General features: G+C 64.8%; 17 protein-coding genes and 1 pseudogene. 8 read left to right on the top strand and 10 right to left on the bottom strand.

Translation table 11 applies throughout. The features are described from left to right. Positions 1-80 precede the first annotated feature (80 nt). The 4 genes from QMK33_RS08620 to QMK33_RS08605 all read left to right on the top strand — a co-directional run bounded on the left by QMK33_RS08620 (position 81) and on the right by QMK33_RS08605 (position 2,737). Positions 81-596 (top strand): nuclear transport factor 2 family protein, encoded by a 516-nt coding sequence (locus QMK33_RS08620; protein ID WP_283564175.1) that lies wholly within the window; start codon positions 81-83, stop codon positions 594-596. Further along, the gene (locus QMK33_RS08615; RefSeq protein WP_283564174.1) at positions 593-1,648 is read left to right on the top strand and encodes an OmpA family protein; all 1,056 of its coding nucleotides are present in this window, start codon (positions 593-595) and stop codon (positions 1,646-1,648) included. Before QMK33_RS08620 ends, QMK33_RS08615 begins: the two co-directional genes overlap by 4 nt. Positions 1,649-1,852: 204 nt before the next feature. Beyond that, positions 1,853-2,272, top strand: a complete 420-nt coding sequence (locus QMK33_RS08610) for a thiol-disulfide oxidoreductase DCC family protein (RefSeq protein ID WP_283564173.1) — start codon at positions 1,853-1,855, stop codon at positions 2,270-2,272. Positions 2,273-2,359: 87 nt separating this feature from the next. Then, on the top strand, positions 2,360-2,737 hold the full coding sequence (locus QMK33_RS08605) for a sugar 3,4-ketoisomerase (protein ID WP_283564172.1): 378 nt from the start codon (positions 2,360-2,362) through the stop codon (positions 2,735-2,737). Here QMK33_RS08605 and QMK33_RS08600 read toward each other — a convergent pair. Beyond that, entirely contained in the window at positions 2,734-3,678 is a 945-nt protein-coding gene (locus tag QMK33_RS08600; protein WP_283564171.1) for a glycosyltransferase family 2 protein, read from the bottom strand. The two genes, QMK33_RS08605 and QMK33_RS08600, sit on opposite strands and share 4 nt — an antisense overlap. A gap of 32 nt (positions 3,679-3,710) precedes the next feature. Next, complete coding sequence (locus QMK33_RS08595; RefSeq protein WP_283564170.1) at positions 3,711-4,715, bottom strand: GNAT family N-acetyltransferase; 1,005 nt, start codon at positions 4,713-4,715, stop codon at positions 3,711-3,713. A 116-nt stretch (positions 4,716-4,831) separates the two neighbouring features. On the opposite strand from QMK33_RS08595, the gene corA reads away from it, so the two are divergent. Both corA and QMK33_RS08585 read left to right on the top strand, forming a co-directional pair. Next, positions 4,832-6,043, top strand: coding sequence for a magnesium/cobalt transporter CorA (gene corA / locus QMK33_RS08590; RefSeq protein ID WP_283564169.1), 1,212 nt, complete (start codon positions 4,832-4,834; stop codon positions 6,041-6,043). Between the two features lie 96 nt (positions 6,044-6,139). Beyond that, on the top strand, positions 6,140-6,328 hold the full coding sequence (locus tag QMK33_RS08585; protein ID WP_283564168.1) for a hypothetical protein: 189 nt from the start codon (positions 6,140-6,142) through the stop codon (positions 6,326-6,328). A gap of 199 nt (positions 6,329-6,527) precedes the next feature. Here the strand turns inward: QMK33_RS08585 and surE are convergent, their stop codons facing one another. Beyond that, positions 6,528-7,382 (bottom strand): 5'/3'-nucleotidase SurE, encoded by an 855-nt coding sequence (surE, locus tag QMK33_RS08580; protein WP_283564167.1) that lies wholly within the window; start codon positions 7,380-7,382, stop codon positions 6,528-6,530. A gap of 142 nt (positions 7,383-7,524) precedes the next feature. On the opposite strand from surE, the gene QMK33_RS08575 reads away from it, so the two are divergent. After that, on the top strand, positions 7,525-9,285 hold the full coding sequence (locus QMK33_RS08575) for a M14 family zinc carboxypeptidase (RefSeq protein WP_283564166.1): 1,761 nt from the start codon (positions 7,525-7,527) through the stop codon (positions 9,283-9,285). A gap of 79 nt (positions 9,286-9,364) precedes the next feature. Here the strand turns inward: QMK33_RS08575 and QMK33_RS08570 are convergent, their stop codons facing one another. From QMK33_RS08570 to QMK33_RS08550, 5 genes are all read right to left on the bottom strand, one after another. After that, positions 9,365-9,829: a BLUF domain-containing protein gene (locus tag QMK33_RS08570; RefSeq protein ID WP_283564165.1), complete on the bottom strand. Its 465-nt coding sequence runs from the start codon at positions 9,827-9,829 to the stop codon at positions 9,365-9,367. A gap of 129 nt (positions 9,830-9,958) precedes the next feature. Then, entirely contained in the window at positions 9,959-11,188 is a 1,230-nt protein-coding gene (locus QMK33_RS08565; protein ID WP_283564164.1) for a bifunctional 3,4-dihydroxy-2-butanone-4-phosphate synthase/GTP cyclohydrolase II, read from the bottom strand. An 87-nt stretch (positions 11,189-11,275) separates the two neighbouring features. After that, positions 11,276-12,490, bottom strand: coding sequence for a glycosyltransferase (locus QMK33_RS08560; RefSeq protein WP_283564163.1), 1,215 nt, complete (start codon positions 12,488-12,490; stop codon positions 11,276-11,278). An 11-nt stretch (positions 12,491-12,501) separates the two neighbouring features. Further along, positions 12,502-13,809, bottom strand: coding sequence for a glycosyltransferase family 4 protein (locus QMK33_RS08555; protein ID WP_283564162.1), 1,308 nt, complete (start codon positions 13,807-13,809; stop codon positions 12,502-12,504). A gap of 40 nt (positions 13,810-13,849) precedes the next feature. Continuing rightward, on the bottom strand, positions 13,850-15,013 hold the full coding sequence (locus QMK33_RS08550; RefSeq protein ID WP_283564161.1) for a glycosyltransferase family 4 protein: 1,164 nt from the start codon (positions 15,011-15,013) through the stop codon (positions 13,850-13,852). 138 nt (positions 15,014-15,151) lie between these two features. Here QMK33_RS08550 and QMK33_RS08545 point away from each other — a divergent pair. Next, positions 15,152-16,126: pseudogene (locus QMK33_RS08545) on the top strand (GDP-mannose 4,6-dehydratase). Between the two features lie 29 nt (positions 16,127-16,155). On the opposite strand, the gene QMK33_RS08540 reads toward QMK33_RS08545, so the two are convergent. Continuing rightward, positions 16,156-17,181 carry a potassium channel family protein gene (locus QMK33_RS08540; protein WP_283564160.1) on the bottom strand — a complete coding sequence of 342 codons (1,026 nt, stop codon included), beginning with the start codon at positions 17,179-17,181 and terminating at the stop codon, positions 16,156-16,158. 78 nt (positions 17,182-17,259) lie between these two features. Beyond that, positions 17,260-20,511, bottom strand: coding sequence for a hypothetical protein (locus tag QMK33_RS08535; protein ID WP_283564159.1), 3,252 nt, complete (start codon positions 20,509-20,511; stop codon positions 17,260-17,262). Positions 20,512-20,524: the final 13 nt, after the last annotated feature.

The raw sequence follows: 20,524 nt of genomic DNA, 5'->3' as shown, positions 1-20,524 counted from the left end.
ATGGCGCTTAACCAAGTATGTTAGTGAGGGTGAATAGCTTGTGGCTTATATTACTACAATACACTCACCCTCAGTTGCTTATGAAAACCATTTTTCGTCCGCTGCTTTTGGCCCTTTTCTTGGGAGGAGCTTGCGAAACCGCCGCGGCGCAGCAGGCGGTAACTGCCGAAATTACGCGCCTGGAAAAGCGCGAGGCGCTGGCCGTAACCCAAGGCGATGCAACGACGCTCCAGCAGCTTTGGAGCCCCGATTACGTGGTGAACAACCCCGATGGGCGCATTGGAGCGGTGCCGCAAAGCAGGCACTTCATTCGCAGCGGCGAAATCGATTATACTGCCTTTGAGCGCATTATGGAGCGGCTAACTAGCAGCGGTGAGGTGGCGGTGGCTATGGGCCAGGAGGTGGTGCAGCCGGAGAAGAAAACTACGAATGCGGGCAAAACAGTGACGCGGCGTTACACCAACGTGTGGGTGCGCCGGGCGGGCGCCGGGCACCTCGGGGCCCGCCCGGCAACCAACGTGGTGGTGAAAATAGGGGTAGTTTGGCAATGGCTCGGTGGCCGCGCCCGCGCCCGCCGCTTTATTTTAGACGCATGAAACTCTGTTTTTGGTATGGCGCGGTAGCGCTACTGCTAGCCGGGCCGGTGCGGGCCCAATCGCTGGCCGGCGAGTGGCAGGGCGTGGAGGCCGAGCCGGGCGAAACCGAATTTTGGCCGGCCGTGCTGCGGGTGCAAGCCGGCAAGGGCGCGGCCGTGCTGGCCGTGCTCTACGAGGAGGTAGGCGGCGATGCCGAAACCACGTCCACGTTTCAGCTGGATGGCAGGCGCACGGCCACCGGCTTGCAGCTGCGCCACGCGCGGCTGCTCGACGAAACCCGGCCCCACAACCGCGGCTACTGGTGCCGCGGCGCCATCACCTTCACCTACGATGCCACCCAGGAAAAGCTGACCGGCCACGCCACCTACCTGCCGCGGGGCGAATGCACCACCGGCACGTTCACGTTTTACCGCGTCCGGCTGAAATCGGCCGCTACGGTGCTGGCCGGGGCGCGCAGCACACTGCGCGTGTCGGGCCGCGATGTGCGCTGGTTTGCCGATGCCGGGCTTACGCAGCCCGTAGCCACCGGCAACACCTACCCTACCCGGCTCCGCAAAGCCACTACGTTCTACCTCACGCAGGGCTTTTACCCCACCGCGCAAAGCCCCGTGGTGGCCCTCACCATCAACGTAAGCGGCAAGGCCAACACCCTGCCACCAACGAAGCCGCTCGTTGCCACAGTGCGCCGGCCAGCACCTGCCGCCACTATGCCCAAACCCGCGCCCGCGCCCCTTGCGCTGCCCACCGTGCTGTTTCGGGTGGGCACGGCCGAGCTGCTGCCCGAAGCCAACCCCGCCCTCAACCAGCTGGCAGCGGCCCTCCAAGCCCGCCCGGCCCTGCGCCTGCGCATAGCCGGGCACACCGACAACGTAGGCGAGTCGGGTAAAAACCAACTCCTCTCCGAGCAGCGGGCTGCCGCAGTAAAGGCCTACCTAACGCAAGCCGGCGTTGCCGATAACCGACTGATTACCATTGGCTACGGCGACAGCCGCCCCCTCTTCCCCGCCCCCGATGCCCGCAACCGCCGGGTGGAGGTGCAGGCCGTGCCGTAGCGGGCGGGCAGCCGCCCGCGCCGCGTCTGCGTTAAGCTTTACACATAGAGCTTGCGCAAAAGCTGTTTGTCCTTGCGAGCAACGCGAAGCAATCGCATCCGAACGACACCCGAACAGCTCGTTCTGGTGCGATTACCTCGCTGCGCTCGCAAGGACAAACGGCTTTTGCGCAAGTCCCAACACCCTTGTTTTGCTCCCTCTGCCATGGCCACTTCTGTCACCGCCACTATTCTGTTTGATGGGGTTTGCAACCTCTGCAACGGCTTCGTGCAGTTCATTATTCGCCACGACCCGCAGGGCCGGTTTCGCTTCGCGGCGCTGCAAAGCGAAACCGGCCAGGCCCTGCTGGCGGCCCACGGCCAGCCGCCCACGGCGGCCCAGCTGGCCAGCCCCGACTCGGTAATTCTGCTGGAGGGCGGGCAGCTGTACTCGCACTCGGCGGCGGTGCTGCGCATTGCCCGGCGGCTGGGCGGGCCGTGGCGGCTGGCGGCGGTGGGTGGGCTGCTGCCCCAGCGCTGGCGCGATGGCCTCTACCGCTTTGTGGCCCGGCACCGCTACCGCTGGTTTGGGCGGCAGGAAAGCTGCTGGCTGCCCACGCCCGAACTGCGGGCGCGGTTTCTTTAGCGCCGGCGGGCGGCCGCGCAGCCCTGGTTTTGGGCGAGTGCCACGCGCGGCGCGGCTGGCTTTATCTTTGCCGGCCACTCCCGCTGCATGACGCTTCCCTATTTACTATCCCTTTCCGCCCACGGCGCGGCCGACAGCGGCTGGCTCACGGTGGCCGAAGGCACCAACCTGCCGTTTGCCGTGAAGCGAGCCTACTGGATAACGGCGGTGCCCGAGGGCCAGGTGCGGGGCCGCCACACGCACCGCACCCTGGAGCAGCTCTTCGTGGCCCTCAACGGCACCCTGCGCATCACGGTAGAAGCCCCCGGCTTTGCCCGCCACACCTTTGAGCTAACCAATTCTAATAAAGCGCTTTATGTGCCGCCCGGCTCGTGGCGCGAAGTGCAGTTCGAGGCAGGGGCCGTGCTCCTTTGCCTGGCCTCGCAGGAGTACAGCGAGGCCGATTACATTCGGGAAGAATGCTAGCTTACCCGCCCCTGGCGCGGGCCGGCGGGCCAGTGGCGCAGCAACGCCAGCAGGCGGTCGGGCAGGCCCGGCGGGCGGGTTTGGGCAAGTAGCGCCGCCAGCTCGCGGGCCTCGGGCCACTGCCGGCGGTATAGGGCGTTGCGCAGCTCGTAGCGCACGCGCACGCGCAGGGCGGCCAGCTCGGGCTCGCTGCGGCACAAGGCCAACGCCTTGTGGCAGATGCGCACAGTAGAAACCAGGTACGGGTCGTGGCGCACGGTTACCTGAGCGCTTTTGCTGCGCGGGTGCTTGTGCTTGCGCGTCGTAACGGCATCCTGGTAGTGAAACTGCCAGTCGCGGCTGGCGCGCACCCAAAAATCGAAGTCCTCGTAGCTCAGCGCCTCGTCGTAGCCGCCCAGGGCCAGCAGCGTGGCGCGGCGCATGAGCATGGTGGGCGCGCTGATGAAGTAACGCGACAGCACGTCGGCAAATACCCAGCCCGAGGCGGGGCGCGGGTGCAGCTGGCCGGGGTGGCGCGGGTCGGGCCGCTGGTGCAGGCCCAGCGACTGGCCCGCCTCGCTTATCAACTCACAGTTAGAATACACCACGCCGCAGCTGGCGGGCAGCGCCCCAAACAGCGCCACCTGCTGGCCGATGCGCTGGGGCAGCAGCTGGTCGTCGGTGGCAAAATCAATTACAAACTCGCCGCTACTCTGGAAAAAGGCCTGGTTGAAGGCCCGGCAGTTGCCCACGTTGTGGGGCAGCAGCAACAGGTGCCAGCTGGGGTGCGCCTGGGCATACTCGCGCAAAATGGCGGGGCTGCCGTCGTGGCTGGCATCGTCCACGAGCCACACCTCCAGGTGCGGGTAGTCTTGGGCCAGAATAGAGTTCAGGGCCGCCCGCAGAAAAGGCGCGTGGTTGTGGCACAGGGCAACGATGGTAACGAGGGGCAGCAGCGGCATAACGTTGCGTTAGTTGCAGGTAATAACTTATTTTACAGCATCTTACTCCACGTGAGCTTGAGGCTGGCCACGCCGCCCAGGTGGCGCTTGAAGCGCAGCAGTGACTCGTGGGGCTCGCGGTTGCCCAGGGTCGAGCGGCCCAGGTCGAGCACGTGCAGGCCCAGGTCGCGGCCCAGCTGGTGCAGGCCCGCCGTGAGCAGCACCGCCGGGCTCAACTTATTGAAGGCCAAGGGGCTGGCCGGGTAAAAGTTGTGCAGCACCCGCTCGCTGGCCTTGATGGCCATGGTGAGTGCCGCCCACTTCCCGCTGCCCGGCTCGCGCACCGACAGCAGCACGCACTCGCGCGGAAACAGCCGAAACAGCTCCTGCACCCGCTCCAGCGACAGCGACAGGGCGGGCTGCCCGCGCTCGGCCCGGCAGGCGGCCAAAAAGTCGTAGGCCCACGGCAGCAGCAGCGGAGGCTCCTGCTCCAGCACCAGGCCCGCGCGGTGGCAGGCCCGCAGCCGCCGCCGCGCGGCCGGGTGCAGGTGGGCTTCGTAGTCGCGGTCGAGGTCGAGGTAGTAGTTCTGCTCGGCCAGGCGCACGGCGTAGCCGCGCACCCGCAGGGCTTCGGCCAGGGTGGCCGCCCCGGCGGGGTCGTAGCAGAAGGGGTAGCCCCTGATTTCCAGCGTCTGCTGGCCGTGGGCGCGCAGCGTGCTTTCGGCCTGGTCGAGCAGCTGGTGCACCTGCGGCAGGCGCACCCCGGCCGCCAGCTGCGCCCCGCCAAAGGTGGCCTGCGCGGGCGAGCGTGCCTGGCCCGGCCCCGCCGCATCGGGCACCACGTAGAGCTGGGCCACGGTGCGGGCCCGCGCGTCATCTTCTAAAAAAAAGGCTAGTACCGGGTGCTCGTGCCGCTGCAACTCTTGGTGCGCAGGCTCAAAATACAGGAAGGGCGCGAACGCCGGTGGTAGCGCGGGCCCGGCGGGTAATTGGCCGGCGGCCGTTGCACGCACCAGCACCTGGCCGCTGGCCACCGCACTAAAGGAAGTTTGCTTCACCTAAAAAAGAGCCTTAATTCGGGGCGGCCCCACTGGGCAAAGTACGGCACCAGCCGGCAGCAATTACATTTGGCGGTTCTTGGCGGTGGCTTTCTTCGCCGCGTGTTTCTTCCTTCATGAGCCCTTCACCCACCCCCATCGCCGCCGAGGCCCTGCCGCGCCCCCAGCCCGCCGCCCCGGCGCTGGATGCCGCCGGCCTGCCGCTGGAGCCCGACCGCGAGGCGCGGCGGCAGGCCCGCTACCAGCAGGTGGGCCAGCGCCCCGGCACGCTGCACATCCAGCCGGGCGCGTTCAAACCCAAGCTGTTTCTGATATCGTACGACGAGCAGTCCTACCAGGAAGCCGAGTACACCGACCGCTACGACGAACTCGTTGCCTACCTGCGCGCCCACCCCGAGCTCAAGCATTGGGTTGACGTGCGCGGCTACAACGACCTGCCGCTAATGGAAAACATTATGCAGGAATTTGGCCTGCACCCGCTGCAAATGGAGGATGTGCTCGGCGACTACCAGCGGGCCAAAGTGGAGGTGTTTGACGATAACCGCCTCTTCCTGGTGTCGCGCATGACCGAGTTTACGCCCGAGCTGAGCGTGCACGACGACCAGCTCTCCATCTTCACGGGGCCCAACTACCTGCTCTCGTTTCAGGACGACTACGACGACTGCCTGGAGGTGCTGCGCAACCGCATCCGGGCCAATTTCAGCCAGCTGCGGCGCAAGTCGATAGGCTACCTGGCCTACGCCATCACCGACGTGGTGCTCGACCATTACTACCCCACCATGGCCGCCATCGGCGACTACATTGAGGAGCTGGAAACCAGTATTTTTGAAGAAAAGCGCGAGCGGCGGCTGCTCAACCGCATTTTGCGCATCCGCAAGGACGTGGTGCGCTTCCGCCGCCTCGTGTATCCGGAGCGCGACAAGATGTCGGAAATTCTGCGCCTGCCCGACGAGATAATGCCCGAGGAGCTAAAGGTCTATTATCGTGATGCTTACGACCACGCCATCCAGGCCCTCGACCTGGCCGAAAGCTACCGCGACAACATTTCCTCGCTGGCCGACCTCTTCCTCTCGGACCAGAGCAACCGCATGAACGAGGTGATGAAAGTGCTGACTATCATTAGCTCCATCTTCATTCCGCTGAGCTTTGTGGTGGGCCTCTACGGCATGAATTTTCAGCCAGTAGACCAGCACGGCCACAAGCTGCCGCTCAATATGCCCGAGCTGTACACGCCGCTGGGCTACCCCATTCTGATAGGTGCGCTCGTGCTCATCGTGATGGGGCAGCTCTATTATTTTTGGCGCAAGGGCTGGCTGAGCAGCGACTAACCCCGCCGGCCAGCGGGCGGGGTCTCCAACCTTTTCGCTATATTCACCACGGCTTCACGGGTAGCGTATTATCTTGAAAGAGAATATGTATGCTTCATGAAAAGGCTGATGTTGTTGGTGAGTTTGCTGCTGCTACTGCTGGTGCTGCCCCCGGCTGGGCACAGCGCGCACCACCGGCGTCACCACTACCCGGTGAGTTGCGGCACTGCGCGCCTGCTGCCGCTGCGCGTGGTGCGCACGCCCGCCGTGGCACAGCAGCACCGGCTGGTGCGCGCCGTGCGGTGAGGGCGGTGAGGGCGGTGAGGGCGGTGAAGAACTCATAAAAAAAACGTCCTGCCGAACGCGTTGAAGCATCTCGCGTGGGGCAATAATTCAATCGTTAAACGATTGATTCACTGGTTTTTGCGAGATGCTTCACTGCGTTCAGCAGGACGTTCTTTCTTATCCTTTCCTACTTTTTTAATGCCAATCCATTTCCTGCCGCTTACTGCGCGGCGGGGCCGTAGTCCTCACTAGCAAGGGGCTGGGGCGGGGTGTCGGCGGTGCCGCCAGTGGGCATGGGTAGCTGCCAAGCCTGGGCCATTTCGCCGAGGCCCTGGTAGTTGGTGAGGTCAAACTGGCAGGGCACCACCGATACGTAGCCGGCGGCCAGGGCGGCTTCGTCGGTGTCTTGGCCGGCGTCCTGGTTCACAAAATCACCCAGCAGCCAGTAGTAGGGGCGCTTGTAGGGGTCGTGGCGCTGCTCGAAGCTTTCCTGCCACTTGGCGCGGGCCTGCCGGGCCAGCCGGATGCCCTGAATGGGGCCGTGGGCGTTTTTGGGGATGTTCACGTTGAGGGCCGTGCCGGCGGGCAGGCCGTGGGCCAGCGCCTGCCGGCACACGGCGAGTACCCAGGGGCCAACGTGCGAGAAATCAGCATCATCGCCATATTCGCAGAGCGAAAAACCGATGGCCGGCAGCCCCTCAATGGCCGCCTCAATGGCCGCAGACATGGTGCCCGAGTACAGCACGTTCACCGACGAGTTGGAGCCGTGGTTGATGCCCGACACCACGAGGTCGGGCCGGCGGTCTTTCAAAATGTAGTGCTTGGCAATTTTGACGCAGTCGGCCGGGGTACCCGAGCAGGCGTAGGCCGTTACCTCGGGGCCAAAAATATCGGATTTATCGAGCCGTAGCGGGTGGCCGATGGTGATGGCGTGGCCCATGCCCGACTGCGGGCTGGCGGGCGCTACCACCACAATCTCGGCGCCCAGCTCCTGCATGAAGCGCACCAAATGCGCAATGCCGGGGGCAACGAGGCTGTCGTCGTTGGAAATAAGGATGAGGGGGCGGGTAGACATTAATTGAAAATAAATGTGTCATCCTGCGCTTGCGAAAGACCTTTTCACGGCAGGGATACGACCCCCAAGCGTACGAAGGTCCTTCGCAAGCTCGGGATGACAGCTGGTACGGATTAACTACCAGCAAAGGTACTTTCGCCCCATGTTCTTCGCCTATTTGCTCCTGGCCGCCGCGCTCGGCACTACCCCGCCGCCACTCCTCCCCACGCCCTTCGAGCGCGACCCGGCTCGCAACACCACGGCCACCTACGCCGAGTGCATTGGCTTCTATAAAGCGCTGGCCGCCAGCTACCCCACCACCATGCAGCTGCGCGAAGCCGGCCCCACCGACAGCGGCCAGCCCCTGCACGAACTAGTGCTGAGCGCCGACGGCACCTTCGAGCCAGCCGCCAGCCGCGCCAAGGGCCGGCCGGTGCTGTTCATCCAAAACGGCATTCATCCCGGCGAGCCCGAGGGCATCGACGCCAGCATGATGCTGGCCCGCAACCTCTTGCAAGACAATAAATTACGTACCCTGCTGCAAAAGGTCACCGTCGTCATCATTCCCGCCTACAACATCGGCGGTATGCTGAACCGCAACAGTACCACCCGCGCCAACCAGAACGGGCCGCGGGAGTACGGCTTCCGGGGCAACGTGCGGCACCTCGACCTCAACCGCGATTTCAGCAAGCAGGATTCGCGCAATGCGCGCTCGTTTGCGGCGCTGTTTGGCAAGTGGCGGCCCGAGGTTTTTGTTGATACCCACACCTCCAACGGCGCCGACTACCAGTACACCATCACGCTCATTCCCACGCAGCCCGACAAGCTGGGGCCGGAGCTGGGTAAGTATCTGCAAAGCAGCCTGTTGCCGGCCTTGTACCAAGGCATGAACCAGAAGCACTGGCCGATGGCGCCCTACGTCGATTTTGAGGGCGAAACGCCCGAGAGCGGCCTGCGCGCCTTTCTCGAAAGCCCGCGCTACTCCACCGGCTACGCGGCCCTGTTCAACACCATCGGCTTCATGCCCGAGACGCACATGCTCAAGGCGTTTGGGCCGCGCGTGCAGGCCACCTACGACCTACTGCTGACCTACCTGCAAGTAATTGGCCAGCAGGCCCCTGCCCTACTGGCCGCCCGCGCCGCCGCCGACCGGGCGCTGGCCACCCAAACGCAGTTTCCGCTGGCCTGGGCCCTGCGCGACACGGCTTCGGCCACGGTGCAGTTTCGGGGCTACGAGGCGGGGCACAAGCCCAGCGCCGTGAGCGGCCAGCCGCGCCTCTACTACGACCGCGCCCGGCCCTACACCCGGCCCGTGCCCTACTACAACGCGGCCCGCGCCACCGCCACGGCGACCGCGCCGGTGGCCTACGCCATCCCCAGCGCCTGGGGCGAAGTGCTTGACAACCTGCGCCGTAATGGCGTGGTACTGCGCCAGCCCGTCCAGCCCCTCACCGGCCCCAGCGAAACCTATTCCATTACCGACTATAAAACCAGCCCGCGCCCCTACGAGGGCCACTATCTGCATTCGCAGGTCAAATTGGCCAGCCTGCGCCCGCCGCAGCAAAATACGCTGGCCCCCGGCACCTACTACCTGGCCGTGCTGGCCGAGCAGGGGCCGGCCCGCCGCTACCTCGTGCAGGCCCTGGAGCCGCAGGCCACCGACTCGTTCTTTGCCTGGGGCTTCTTCGACAGCGTGTTGCAGCAAAAAGAGCACTTTTCCGACTACGTGTTTGAGGACTTGGCGGCCACGTTTCTGACCCAAAACCCCGCCGTGCGCCAGCAGCTCGAAGCCGCCAAAAAGGCCGACCCCGCCCTGGCTGCCAGCGGCCCGGCCCAACTCGAATGGGTGTACCAGCACTCGCCCTACGCCGAGCCGGGCTACCGCCGCTACCCGGTATTGCGCTGGCTGGGGAACGTTGATTAACTTATTACTAGTCAACTATTTACAAACTAAAACCTGCTGCTTCGAAGAAACGGCGGGTTTTTAGTTTACAATTGGAGGGTCATTCGTCCGAAGCCAGGGGGGTGGCGAAGTCGGCTAAAAAGCGGCGCAGCTGCTCGGGGGCGTGCACGGCCAGGCCGGGTGGGCGGGCGTAGCCGGGCTGCGCCGTAAGCGGAAAGTAGCCGGTGGTGCTGCGCAAATCCTGGGTGGCGGCGGCCACAAAACCCATGCGCCAGTCGGGAAACATGCGGCCGGTGGCCAGCGCCTCGTGCAGCACAAACGAGTGCTTGTGGCGCGGGTCAAGGGCAATTTTATCGTATAGATATTTTACCTCATCGCGCGGACCCTCAATCACTTGCACAAACTCATGGGTACCGGCCGCGTAGAGGAGCAGGCCCGTGAGGCGGTGGTCCTGGTTGTAGGCCCGGGCCTTGCGCAGCAGGTGCGCCAGGGCTTCGGGGCTCATGCCCTCGCCCGAGGACATGCTGTGGTAAATGATGTGGTAGAGCGGCTGGGGGGCGAGCATGCAAAACGAGGAAAAGGAACTCGTTCTTACGACGCAACACTGGCGAAGTTAGGCTGATGGCCGGGCAATGCCCGGCCATCAGCCTGTTAAACAGAAGCGTACGCGCAGCCTTTCACTGGTAATCAACACCTAGGCTACCGGTGGGGCCAAGGGCGTCATGGCCCGTAAAATATCGTGGCCCATCTTGTCGCGCTTGGTGGTGAGGTAAGTTTCGTTGTGCTGGTTGGGCGCAATTTCAATGGGCACGGTTTCTATCACCTCAATACCGTAGGCGCTGAGGCCGGTACGCTTGCGGGGGTTGTTGGTGAGCAGGCGCAGATTGCGCAGGCCCAGGTCGCGGATAATGGCCGCTCCCACGCCGTAGTCACGCTCGTCGCCCCGGAAGCCCAGGTCTTCGTTGGCCTGCACGGTATCGCGGCCGGATTCCTGCAACTTATAGGCTTTCAGCTTATTAAGCAGGCCAATACCGCGGCCTTCCTGGTTCATGTACACGATTACGCCGCGGCCTTCGCGTTCAATCTGCTCCATGGCCTGGTGCAGCTGCGGGCCGCAGTCGCAGCGGCACGAGCCAAAAATATCGCCGGTTACGCATGAGCTATGCACGCGCACCAGCACCGGCTCGGGGCCGGTAATATCACCCTTCACCAGGGCCAGGTGCTGCGCGCCGTTGGAGCGCTGGGTGTAGGCGTAGAGGTCAAAATCGCCGTGGGCGGTGGGCAGCTTCACCGTGATTTCGCGCTGAATGAGGCTCTCCTGCGCCAAGCGGTACTTGATGAGGTCCTGCACCGAAATCAGCTTCAGGTTCCACTGCCTGGCTACCTTTTCGAGGTCGAGCAGGCGGGCCATCTCGCCATCTTCCTTAAGAATTTCGACCAGCACGCCGGCCGGCTCGAAGCCCGCCAGGCGGGCCAAATCGACGGCTGCCTCGGTGTGGCCGGCGCGGCGCAGCACGCCCTCTTTGCGGGCCTTGAGCGGGAAAATGTGGCCCGGCTTGCCCAGGTCCTCGGGCTTGGTGGCGGGGTCGATGAGTGCCAGGATGGTCTTGGAGCGGTCGGAGGCCGAAATGCCGGTAGTCACGCCGTTAGTCAGCAAATCGACCGATACCGTGAAGGGCGTGGCGTGCAGGGCCGTGTTGCGGCCCACCATCAGGTCGAGGCCCAGCTCGTCGCAGCGCTCGGCGGTGAGCGGCGCGCACACGAGGCCACGCCCGTGGGTAGCCATAAAGTTGATGACTTCGGGCGTGGCGCAGCGGGCAGCGCAGATAAAATCGCCCTCGTTTTCGCGGTCCTCATCGTCCACAACGATTACAACTTTGCCGGCCCGGATATCTTCGATGGCGGATTCGATGGTGTCAAGCATACAGGTGGGGTAAGCAGTGGCTTGCCCAGGTAGAGTAGGTAATAATGGAAAGTAACCGCCAAAGCGCTACTTCGTTTTAAAGCCGGCCTACGGCCCCACGCGGGGCGGCGGGCCGTGGCCGGCGTGTTGGTTGCGGGCCGTGGGCCGCCACACTGCCGAGCGCTGCCGGCGCAGGTAGCGCCACCAGCCCAGCAGCAGGGCGGCGTTCATCACGTAAAAGTGGCGGATGTAGCGCAGCCCCGCCACGGGTGGCCCCCCGGCGCGCCGCAGCAGCCAGTCGAGCCCGCCCAGTAGCGGCAGCGCCACCTGCCCCACCAGCGCCAGCTGCCAGAACCAGCCGGCTCCCCGCGCCACCAGGGCCATGCTGGCGGCCAGGCCCAGCAGCAGCAGGTGGGGCGTGAGCCAGCGCAGCACCTTGTGCGACCAGAATGCGAACGCCACGCCGCGCCACGGCGGCCACAACAGGCGGCGAAATTCGTGGGCATTCTGAAAATTACCCACCGAGATGCGCGCCTTGCGCCGAAACTCTTCGGCTACGTGGTAGCCCACGTCCTCGGTAGCGCGAGCGGCCGGGTTCAGTAGCACCTGGTAGCCCGCCCGCAGCGCCGCCATCGACGTAAAAAAATCGTCGACCACGAAGCCCGCCGGCGCGGGCGTGTAGGCGGCCCGGCGCACGGCAAATGCCCCGCCGTGCGCACCCATAGCCGCACCCCAAATTACGCTTTCCTGGTACTTAAAGTGGTTTTCGCGGGCCAGGTAGGCGCTTTCCTGGGCCGTAATACCCTGGTTGGGGCCGGCCAGCATGGGCGGGGCCAGCACATTGGCCCCCACCAGGCCCACGTGCGGGTTGGCAAAATATTTTACCAGTTCGAAGAGTGTAGTGGGCTCAAAAAAAACGTTGGCATCGGTGAGCACCAGCACGGGGGCGGTAGCCTGGGCCGAGAGGTACTGCATCACGCCGGGCTTGCCCTGGCGCTCGGCAAAGGCCGTGTAGTGCAGCTGCGGAAACTCGGTGGCCAGGCGGGCCAGCAGGGCATTGGTGTGGTCGGTTGAGCCGTCGGAGCCCACCAGCAGCCGTAGGTGCGTGCGCGGGTAAGTGGTCGCAAACGTGGCCCTGATTTTCTGCTCCAGCACTACTTCCTCGTTGTGCACGGCCAGCAGCACATCTACGGCGGGCAGGGCGTCGGCGGGGCTGTGCACGGGGCCGGGCAGGGTGCGGCCCCGGCTCAAGCGGCTCAGCAGCAGCGGAAAGCCGGCGTAGGAGTACACCACCAGCCCACCACTAAGCAGGGTGAGCGCCATGAGCAGGGCCATCATTGGGGCTGCGCGGCGGCCAGCCGGGGCCGCACCTGCTCATAAAGTCGCACTAGCTGCGCCGTTACCTGCACCGTGTCGTAGAGCTCGTGGGCCGTGCGGGCCGCCGCTTGGCCAATAGCGGCCAGCGGCAGGCGGCCGTGGTAGTAGTCGCGCAGGGCTTGCAGCCAGGCGGCGGGCGCGTCGCGCAGCAGCAGGTTCTCGCCGTCGTGGGCGGCAATGCCCTCCGCCCCAATGGTGGTGCTCAGGATGGCTTTGCCCACGGCCAGGCCCTCAACCACTTTCACGCGCATGCCGCCCCCGCTGAGCAGCGGCACCAGCATCAGCTCATACTGGGCCATGAAGGCCGTGGACGACTCTACAAAGCCGTGCACAAATACGCTATCCTGGCCGGCGGGGCGGCTGGTGAGCGACTTGGGTGGGTGCGAGCCGGCGATGTGCAACTCTAGCTCGGGTAGCTCGGCGTGGGCCTGGGGCCATATTTCGCGCAAAAACCAGTCGACCCCCTCCAGGTTGGGTAGCCAGTTGAGCGAGCCTAGCATAAAAACCGTGCGTGGCTGCGGGGCCGTGGTGGCGGGCCGCAGGCGGCGCAGGTCGAAGCTGGCCGGCATCACGGCGATGGTAGGCGCGGTGGCAGCGGCGGCCAGCGCGCCTGTAGTAGCTGCTGGCAAGCTGGCGTACATGGCCCGAAAGCGCACGGCATCTTCCTCCGTAATGGCAATAATGGCGTCGAAGTGCGGCAGTATCCAGTGCTCGAACGCACGCAGCCGCTGGGCCAACTTAGTTAAGTACCACTTTTTTAACGGGTTACCCGTGCGACTCGCCAACATCTCCCAAATGGTGTACTCCACGTTATGCGACCGCAGCACAAACAGCGGAAGCTGCGCGCGGGCCGGCAGGCGGCCGGCCGCTATTTCCTGGGCCAGGTACACGGCCACGTACCAGGCTACAAACGTGCCTTCGACGTGTACCACATCAATAGCCTGCGTAAGTAGCAGGTTCTTAAAGGTTTCGGCCAGGCGCGAGCTAATGAAGCGCTCCACGTTGTAGGGCCGGTCGGTGAGCAGCAGGTTGTGGAGCGCCTTCAGTGGTGAGAGGCGCGTATCAACATCCACGGGCACCATCTGCACGTTGGGGCCCAGGTGGGCCAGGGCGTCGGCGGGCTGGTGGTGCTTGGGGGTATTCACGGCCAGCACCGTTACGATGTGGCCGGCCTCGGCCAGGCCCCGCACCGTTTCATACATGGCAATGGCCCCGCCATCGTGCGGCGGGTACGGAACGCGGAAGCAAACTTGTAAAACGTGCATTGGCAGCGAAGGTAAGCCCGGGCTATCCTTACGTAGACGACTACTTAAGGGCGGCCTGCACCGCCTGCCACAGCACCTCGGCGCTGCGGGCCCACGAAAAACGGGCGGCATTGGCCAGGCCCGCGGCTTGCAGGCGCGCCCGCAGGGCCGCGTCCTGGCTTAGCTGGGTGAGGGCTGCGGCAATGGCTGGCGGCTGGTGCGGGTTGCAGAGCAGGGCCCCGCCCGCACCGCCCGCCACCTCGGGCAGCGACGACAAATTGGACGTGATAACCGGGCAGCCGCTGGCCTGCGCCTCTACTACGGGCAAGCCAAAGCCTTCAAAAAAGGGCACATACACCGTAGCCAGCGCGGCGGCGTACAGGCCCGACAGCTCCTCCTCGCTCACGCGACCCGTGAAGTGCACGGCGGCCCGCACGGCCGGCGTCAGGGCTTGGTAGGCTTCAAAAATGGGCCCGGCCCGCCAAGCCTCGCGGCCCACAATCAGCAGCTGCACGGCAGCCGCCCGCGCGGGCGCACTTCCCGCTGCCCCGGCAGCCTTGAACAGGCCAAAGGCTATGAGTAAATTTTCTAAATTTTTGCGCGGCTGCAAGGCCCCCACAAACAAAAAGTACGGCTGGCCCTGGCTGAACTGCGCCCGCACGGCCACCTGCCGGGCGGGCGGCTGCGGCCGAAAATGCGCGGCCGGCGCATTATACGCCACCCTGATGCGCGCGGCCGGCAGCCCAAACTGCTCGGCCACATCGAGCCGGGTGGTTTCCGACACGGCCACCAGCTGCGTGGCGGCCCGGATGAAGCGCGGCATAAAGTAGGTGTAGTAGCGCTGCATGAGGCCCGCCACATCGTGGGGGCGGTGCAGGTACGACAAATCGTGCACTACCAGCACCCGCGGCACGCGCGTGCCCAGCACCGTGAAGGCCTCGGGCGAGAGCAAAACGGCCGGGCGATGCCGCCGCAGCCACCAGGCCACGGCCCCCTCGTACCAGGCCAGCATCAGCAGGGGGTGGCGCGCGGGGGGCAGCAGCACGTGGGGTACCACGTTGGGACCCAGCAAGTAGCGGGGGTCGTAGGGCCGGTCGAATAGAAAGTGGAACGTGCACTCCGGGTGTTGGCGCACCAGGTGGCTCAGGGTTTCAAACGTGTAGCGGCCCAGGCCTTCCAGCTGGTTGCCGGGCAGCAGAAAGCGCGTGGTAACGGCAATGTGCATGAAGAAAGAGAATTAACTAAGCGCCGACGCCGATGCAGTAAACGGGGCGGGCCCGGCTGCTGGCTCACGGCCGGGCAGCGGTAAGCTGCAGCTTTTGACTGGCCGGCCTCTGCAAAACCGGCTCAATATGGGGAAATAATGAAACGTGTACTGATAACCGGATTCACTGGCTTTGTTGGCAAATATTTACTAGACCACCTGGCCGACTCTGCGGACGAATTCACTATTCTGAGGTTGTCGCGCAGCCAGTATTTCGAGGCGTTTTCCATAAAGAATTTAACAATCAGCGTCAAAAAAATCGACTTAACTAATCAGGAAGAATTACAAGCAATTCTCTAGCAATTTCGGCCTGATTATATCTACCATCTGGCCTCCGACAGCAGTGTTTCCTACAGCTGGTTCAAGCAGATTAAAAGCTTTCAGAATAACACGAATATTTTTTTGAATTTGGTGGAAAGCGTGCGCCTGCTTGGGCTGAAATGTCGCATCCTGTCCGTTGGCTCCTCGGAAGAATACGGCATAGTAGCGGCCGAAAACCTGCCCCTGACTGAGGAATTGGCCTTTAACCCGGTTAGTCCCTACGCGGTAGCCCGGATGGCGCAGGAGCTACTGAACAAGGTTTACGTGCAGGGCTACGGCCTGGATATTATTATGACGCGCTCGTTTAACCACATCGGGCCCAACCAAAAAGGCAATTTTGTTATCTCCTCTTTTGCCAAGCAAATTATTCAGTACAAGCGGGGTTTAATTAATACCATCGAAGTGGGTAATGTGCATATTATCCGGGATTTCCTGGATGTGCGCGACGTGGTGAAGGCCTATACTGCCCTCATGGCGAGTGGCACCAAGGGCGAAGTTTATAATATTTGTAGCAACCAGGGGTACTCGCTGGAGGAAGTTATTACCAAAATGATGCAGCTAGCTGGCGTAGCGCACAGCTACACCAGCAGTGCCAAGCTAATCAGGCCCGTTGATAACCCGGTGATAGTGGGTAGCAACGCCAAAATCAAGGCGCACTGCGGCTGGCAACCGGTTATTCCGTTCGCGCAGACGTTGCAGGACATGCTTAATTATTGGGACGCGCAACTGGGGGTAGCAGCCGGGGGCAATTAATTCAGCGCGCGCGGATGCAGCATTGCCGCCTATTTGTACTGGTTGTGCACGGCCTGGATTTGGGCCTCGTTGCCGAGCACCAGCAACACATCGCCGGCGGCGGGGCGGTAATCGGCGGCGGGGCTCACTTCCAGCTCGCCGCCCTGGCCGCGGCGCAGGGCAATAACGGTGGCCCCGGTGCGCGAGCGCACATCCAGCTCCCGAATGCTTTGGCCGCGCAGGGTGGGCCGCATCTCGCTGAAGGACAGCTCTTCGAGGCGCAGCTTGTTGGGGCCGAGTCCCGAAATCATGTCCAGAAACCGAATGACCTCGGGGCGAATAATGAGGTTGGCCATGTGCGAGCCGCCAATTTCGTCGGGCATCACCACCGAGTTGGCCCCCGCCGAAATCAGCTTGCTCACGCTGCTGCGGGCACTGGCCCGGGCAATGATGGTGAGGTGCGGGTTAAGCTCGCGGGCAGTGAGGGCCACAAACACATTATCAGCATCTTTGGGCAAGGCCGTGATGAGGGCGCGGGCGTGCTCGATACCGGCCTGGCGCAGGGAGGTTTCGGTGGTGGCGTCGCCCAGCACCATCGGAATGCGGGGTGCCGTGCCCCGGGGCTCGTTGATGGACGCCACCAGAGCCTGGCTTTGCTCCACCACTACGGCCAGCGTGCCGCTTTGGCGTAGCTCGTCGTAGGCCTTGTAGCCATTGCGGCCGAAACCACAGACAATCACGTGGTTACGAAAGCTCTTAATTTCCTGGTCGGCGCGAATCATGCGAAAAAGGTGGCGCAGCTCGCCATCAAAAATGTACGTGGTGAGCACCGACACGAGGTAGGCCACCACCAGCAGGTTGAATAAGATATAGAACGAAGTGAACAGCCGACCCGCGTCGGAGAGCGGGTGCACCTCGCCAAAGCCGACCGTGGAGGCCGTTATCACCGTCATGTAGAAGGCGTCGATGAAGGAATAATCTTCCAGCATCATGAAGCCCCCCACCCCCACCGCAAAGCTGAGCGCAAGCAGGCCCAGGGCCAGCCACAGGCGGGAAAGGTTGAGTTGCTTTAACATTTAACACGTATCATTTAACATATTTAACAGTGCTGGTGGATGGCACGGGGCGCGGCCCCGTGCCATCCACCAGCACTGTTACTTGTTGACTGCATCGGCCGGTGGGAAGGTGAACTGCGCGGGGGCGGCCACGAGCGGGGCCGGGTCGGCGCGGTAGTGGTCGAGGCGCGTGCGCAGGGCGGCCGTCCAGCCGGCAGGCCGGGTGGCCTGGGTGCACAGCGCAGCCAGGGCCACCCGGCGCAGGCGGGCATCGGGGCTGGCAGCCAGGGCATCCTCAATGGCAAGCAATGCCTCGACATCTGCCTGATTGGCAATACGTTGCCTGATTGACTCCAGGGCGTGTACGGTGGCCATGAGCACCTCCGCGTCCAGGGCGTCGGTGGCGGCCAGGCTAGTGAGGTACGGGGCCAGCTCGGGCCAGGGCAACCCCGCCAGGGCGAGCCGCACTTGTAGCCGCACCGTGAGCGGGTCGGGCCGCAGCACGGCCAGCATGGCGTGCACCACGGGCTGCAAGCGGCTGCGGTTGCTGTCGAGGGCGGTGAGCAGGGCCGTGAGCGTGGCTTGCAGCACGCGCCGCTCGGGCAGCACCTGGGCCACGGTTTCGGCAATGGCGGCGGCATCCTGGGCGGCGTAGGTGGCAAACAGGGCGCGGGCGGCGGCCTGGTACTCGTCGGGCAGCGGCGAGTGCAGGCGGGCGAGCAGCGGCGGCAGCAATACCCGGCCAGGGTCGGCGAGCGGCAGCGAGGCCAAGCGGCTCAGTACCTGCACCCGCAGCAAGGCATCGGGGTGGCCGAGCAGCGCAGCCAGCAGCGTCAGCACCTGCTGCTGCACGGCGGGCGAGAGCCGGTCGGTGGGCAGCCAGACCACGCCGGCGGCCCCGGCCGGGTCGGGGTCGGCGGCGGCGGCCAGCAGAATGGGCCACGTTTCGGGGCGCTCCAGCTGCGTCCACAGGGCGCGGAGCAGGGCCACGCGCACGTCGCGGTGCAGCGGGCGGGCGGCCATGTCGAGCAGCAGCGGGTAGGCGGCCGGCGTGTCGAGGTCGCCGAGCAGGCGCAGCACTTCCTTGGCCACCGTTACTTTGGTGGTGGGCACGGCTTGCAGCAGGGCCAGCGCCCGCGCGGGGGGCATTTCCAGCAGCGTCGAGCGCAGGGCATAAATGGCGATGCGGGCGCGAACATCGTCCAGGGCCTCCACCAGCACCGGCACGCCCTGCCCGCCGTCGAGCCGGGCCAGGGCCCGCAGCGCGGTGTCGCGCACGGCGAGGCGCTCCATGCGCGCATCGGCCAGGCTAAGCAGACGCGTCGGCATAATTGCCGGCAGCGCGGCCAGCTGGTGAATAGCCCGAAACTGCGCGTAGGTATCGCGCTGCCCATCTTGCGTAAGCTGCGTGAGCGTTTCGGCAAACAAACGCTGCTGCGCCGGAACCCAGCGGTGGAAGCCCGTGAGCAGGGGCAGCACAAAGCGCGTGTTGCCGGTCGAGAATCGACCCTTGTAGGCGTGCTGCCCCAAAAACGGCGTGAGCAGGTCTTGCCGCTGGTAATGCAGGTAGGTATACACCACGGGCAGCGTTATTACGCTGGGGTCGCTGGCTAGCAGGGCCGGCAAAAGGGTAGTGAAGCGGCCGGGCCGGTGCTCGGCCAGCAGCTGCAAAACCGGGGAAGCCACGTGAACATGCGGCGTGGTGGCCAGCACGCGCTCCAGCAGGTCTACCAGCTCGTCGAACACGCGCAGCCGCCGGCCCAGGCTGCGGGCCGCCTGCACCAGTAGCGATTCGCGCTCGCGGGTGGCCCAGGCTTGCAGCACGGGCAGCAGGGCCGGCACAATCCGCCGCACGTCGGCATCGGTGAGGCGGTCGCCGAGGGCTGAAAAATAAATCACTCCCCGCAACTTCGCCAGCTCGCCCAGCCACGCCGCCGCCCACTCGGCATGAAACGGCACCAGCGCCACCACCAGCTGCTCGGCATAGCGGGCGGTGCCCGCCGATAAGTCGGCGGCGTTCAGGGCATCGCGAATAAGCTGGCTTAACTCTTCTAAATGAATCACTTGCCAGCGGGCCGGCGGCAGGCTGGCAAGTTCCCCCAGCATGGCTTGCCGCACCGGGTCTTGCTCGTTGGCGCGGGCGCGCACCAGGGCCAGCGCCGCTGGCAGCTGGGCGCGGTGGTAGCGGGCCACCCCTATTTGCGCGGCCAGCGCCACGGTGCGCAAGTCGGCATCGGGGTTGCGCACGAAGGGGTCGAGCACGGCACGGGCCTCGTCCCAGGGCAGGAAGGTGGCGTAGGGCAGCCGCTGGGCCGGGCGCGTGGCCAGGGTGGGCAGGGCCAGGTGGTGGCGGGCCTCGGCTTCGCGCAACTCGCTGGGCAGCAGCGCTACTATGGAAGCCGGCAACACGCCTCCGGCACTACGCCACCCGTTGCCGGCCACGCCAAACGCGGCGCGGCGCACCGCAGGCGGCACGCGATGCAGCCAGGCCGCGTAGTCGGCCACGAAGGCGGGGCGGTACTGCAACACCGCCAGCAGCCGGGCCTCGGTGAGGCGGTGCGCGAGCCGGCTGAGGTGGAGGCGGGCCGCCGCGCCGTCTTCGTGCGCCAGCAGCAAGTCCACTAGTTCGTTGGGGCGGCGCTCGGCCACGGGTTGCATATAGATGCGGGCCGGCGGCTCGTGGCGCAGCAGCCCGCGTACCAGGGCCAGGGCGTGGTCGGGGCGGCGCTCGGCCAGGGCGGGCAGCACCGCGTTTGCGTGGTAGGAGAGCCGGGCATCCGGGGCGGCCTGCGTTTGTTGCTGGGCGTGCAGCTGCGCAAAGGCAATGTCTGGGTGATACTTTGCCAGTCGTACCCAATCGTCCATTCCCCAACCTGGCAGCATCGTAGCCACGTATTTTTCCACCAGCGCGGCGGTGCCGAAATACAGGAACTGCGCCAGCCGGTCGTCGGCGGGGGCGGCCAGCTCTTCCAGCAGCGCATCTACCGCGGCGTGCCGGCCCCGCTGCCGCAGGTTGCGCAGCAGCTTGGGCTGCGTCTTGCGCGTGAGGCTGCCAAACGCCAGCCGCACCTGCGCATCGGTGCACACGTGGGCTACTAGGCTGAGTGCCAGGCCGCGCAGCAGCCGCGACTGGTCGGCCAGCGCAGCTAGCACGTGCGCCCCGTCGGCGCTGCCGTAGCAGGCCAGCAGGGCCAGCTGGCGCTCATAAAAGCCATCGGCGGTGGCAAGGGTTTGCAGCAGGCTTGCGGCCGCCGCATCGGTGCGGGCCTGCTGGCCCAGCGCCACCATGCGCTGCACCCGGTTGTCGTAGGGGATAGTCTCTAGTTCAGCCAGGAATACGTCAATACTCATTAGTTTGATTATG

Origin of the sequence: Hymenobacter sp. H14-R3, assembly GCF_030063445.1 — a bacterium.
Taxonomy (GTDB): Bacteria; Bacteroidota; Bacteroidia; order Cytophagales; family Hymenobacteraceae; genus Hymenobacter.
This window is presented reverse-complemented; position numbering and strand designations above follow the sequence as displayed.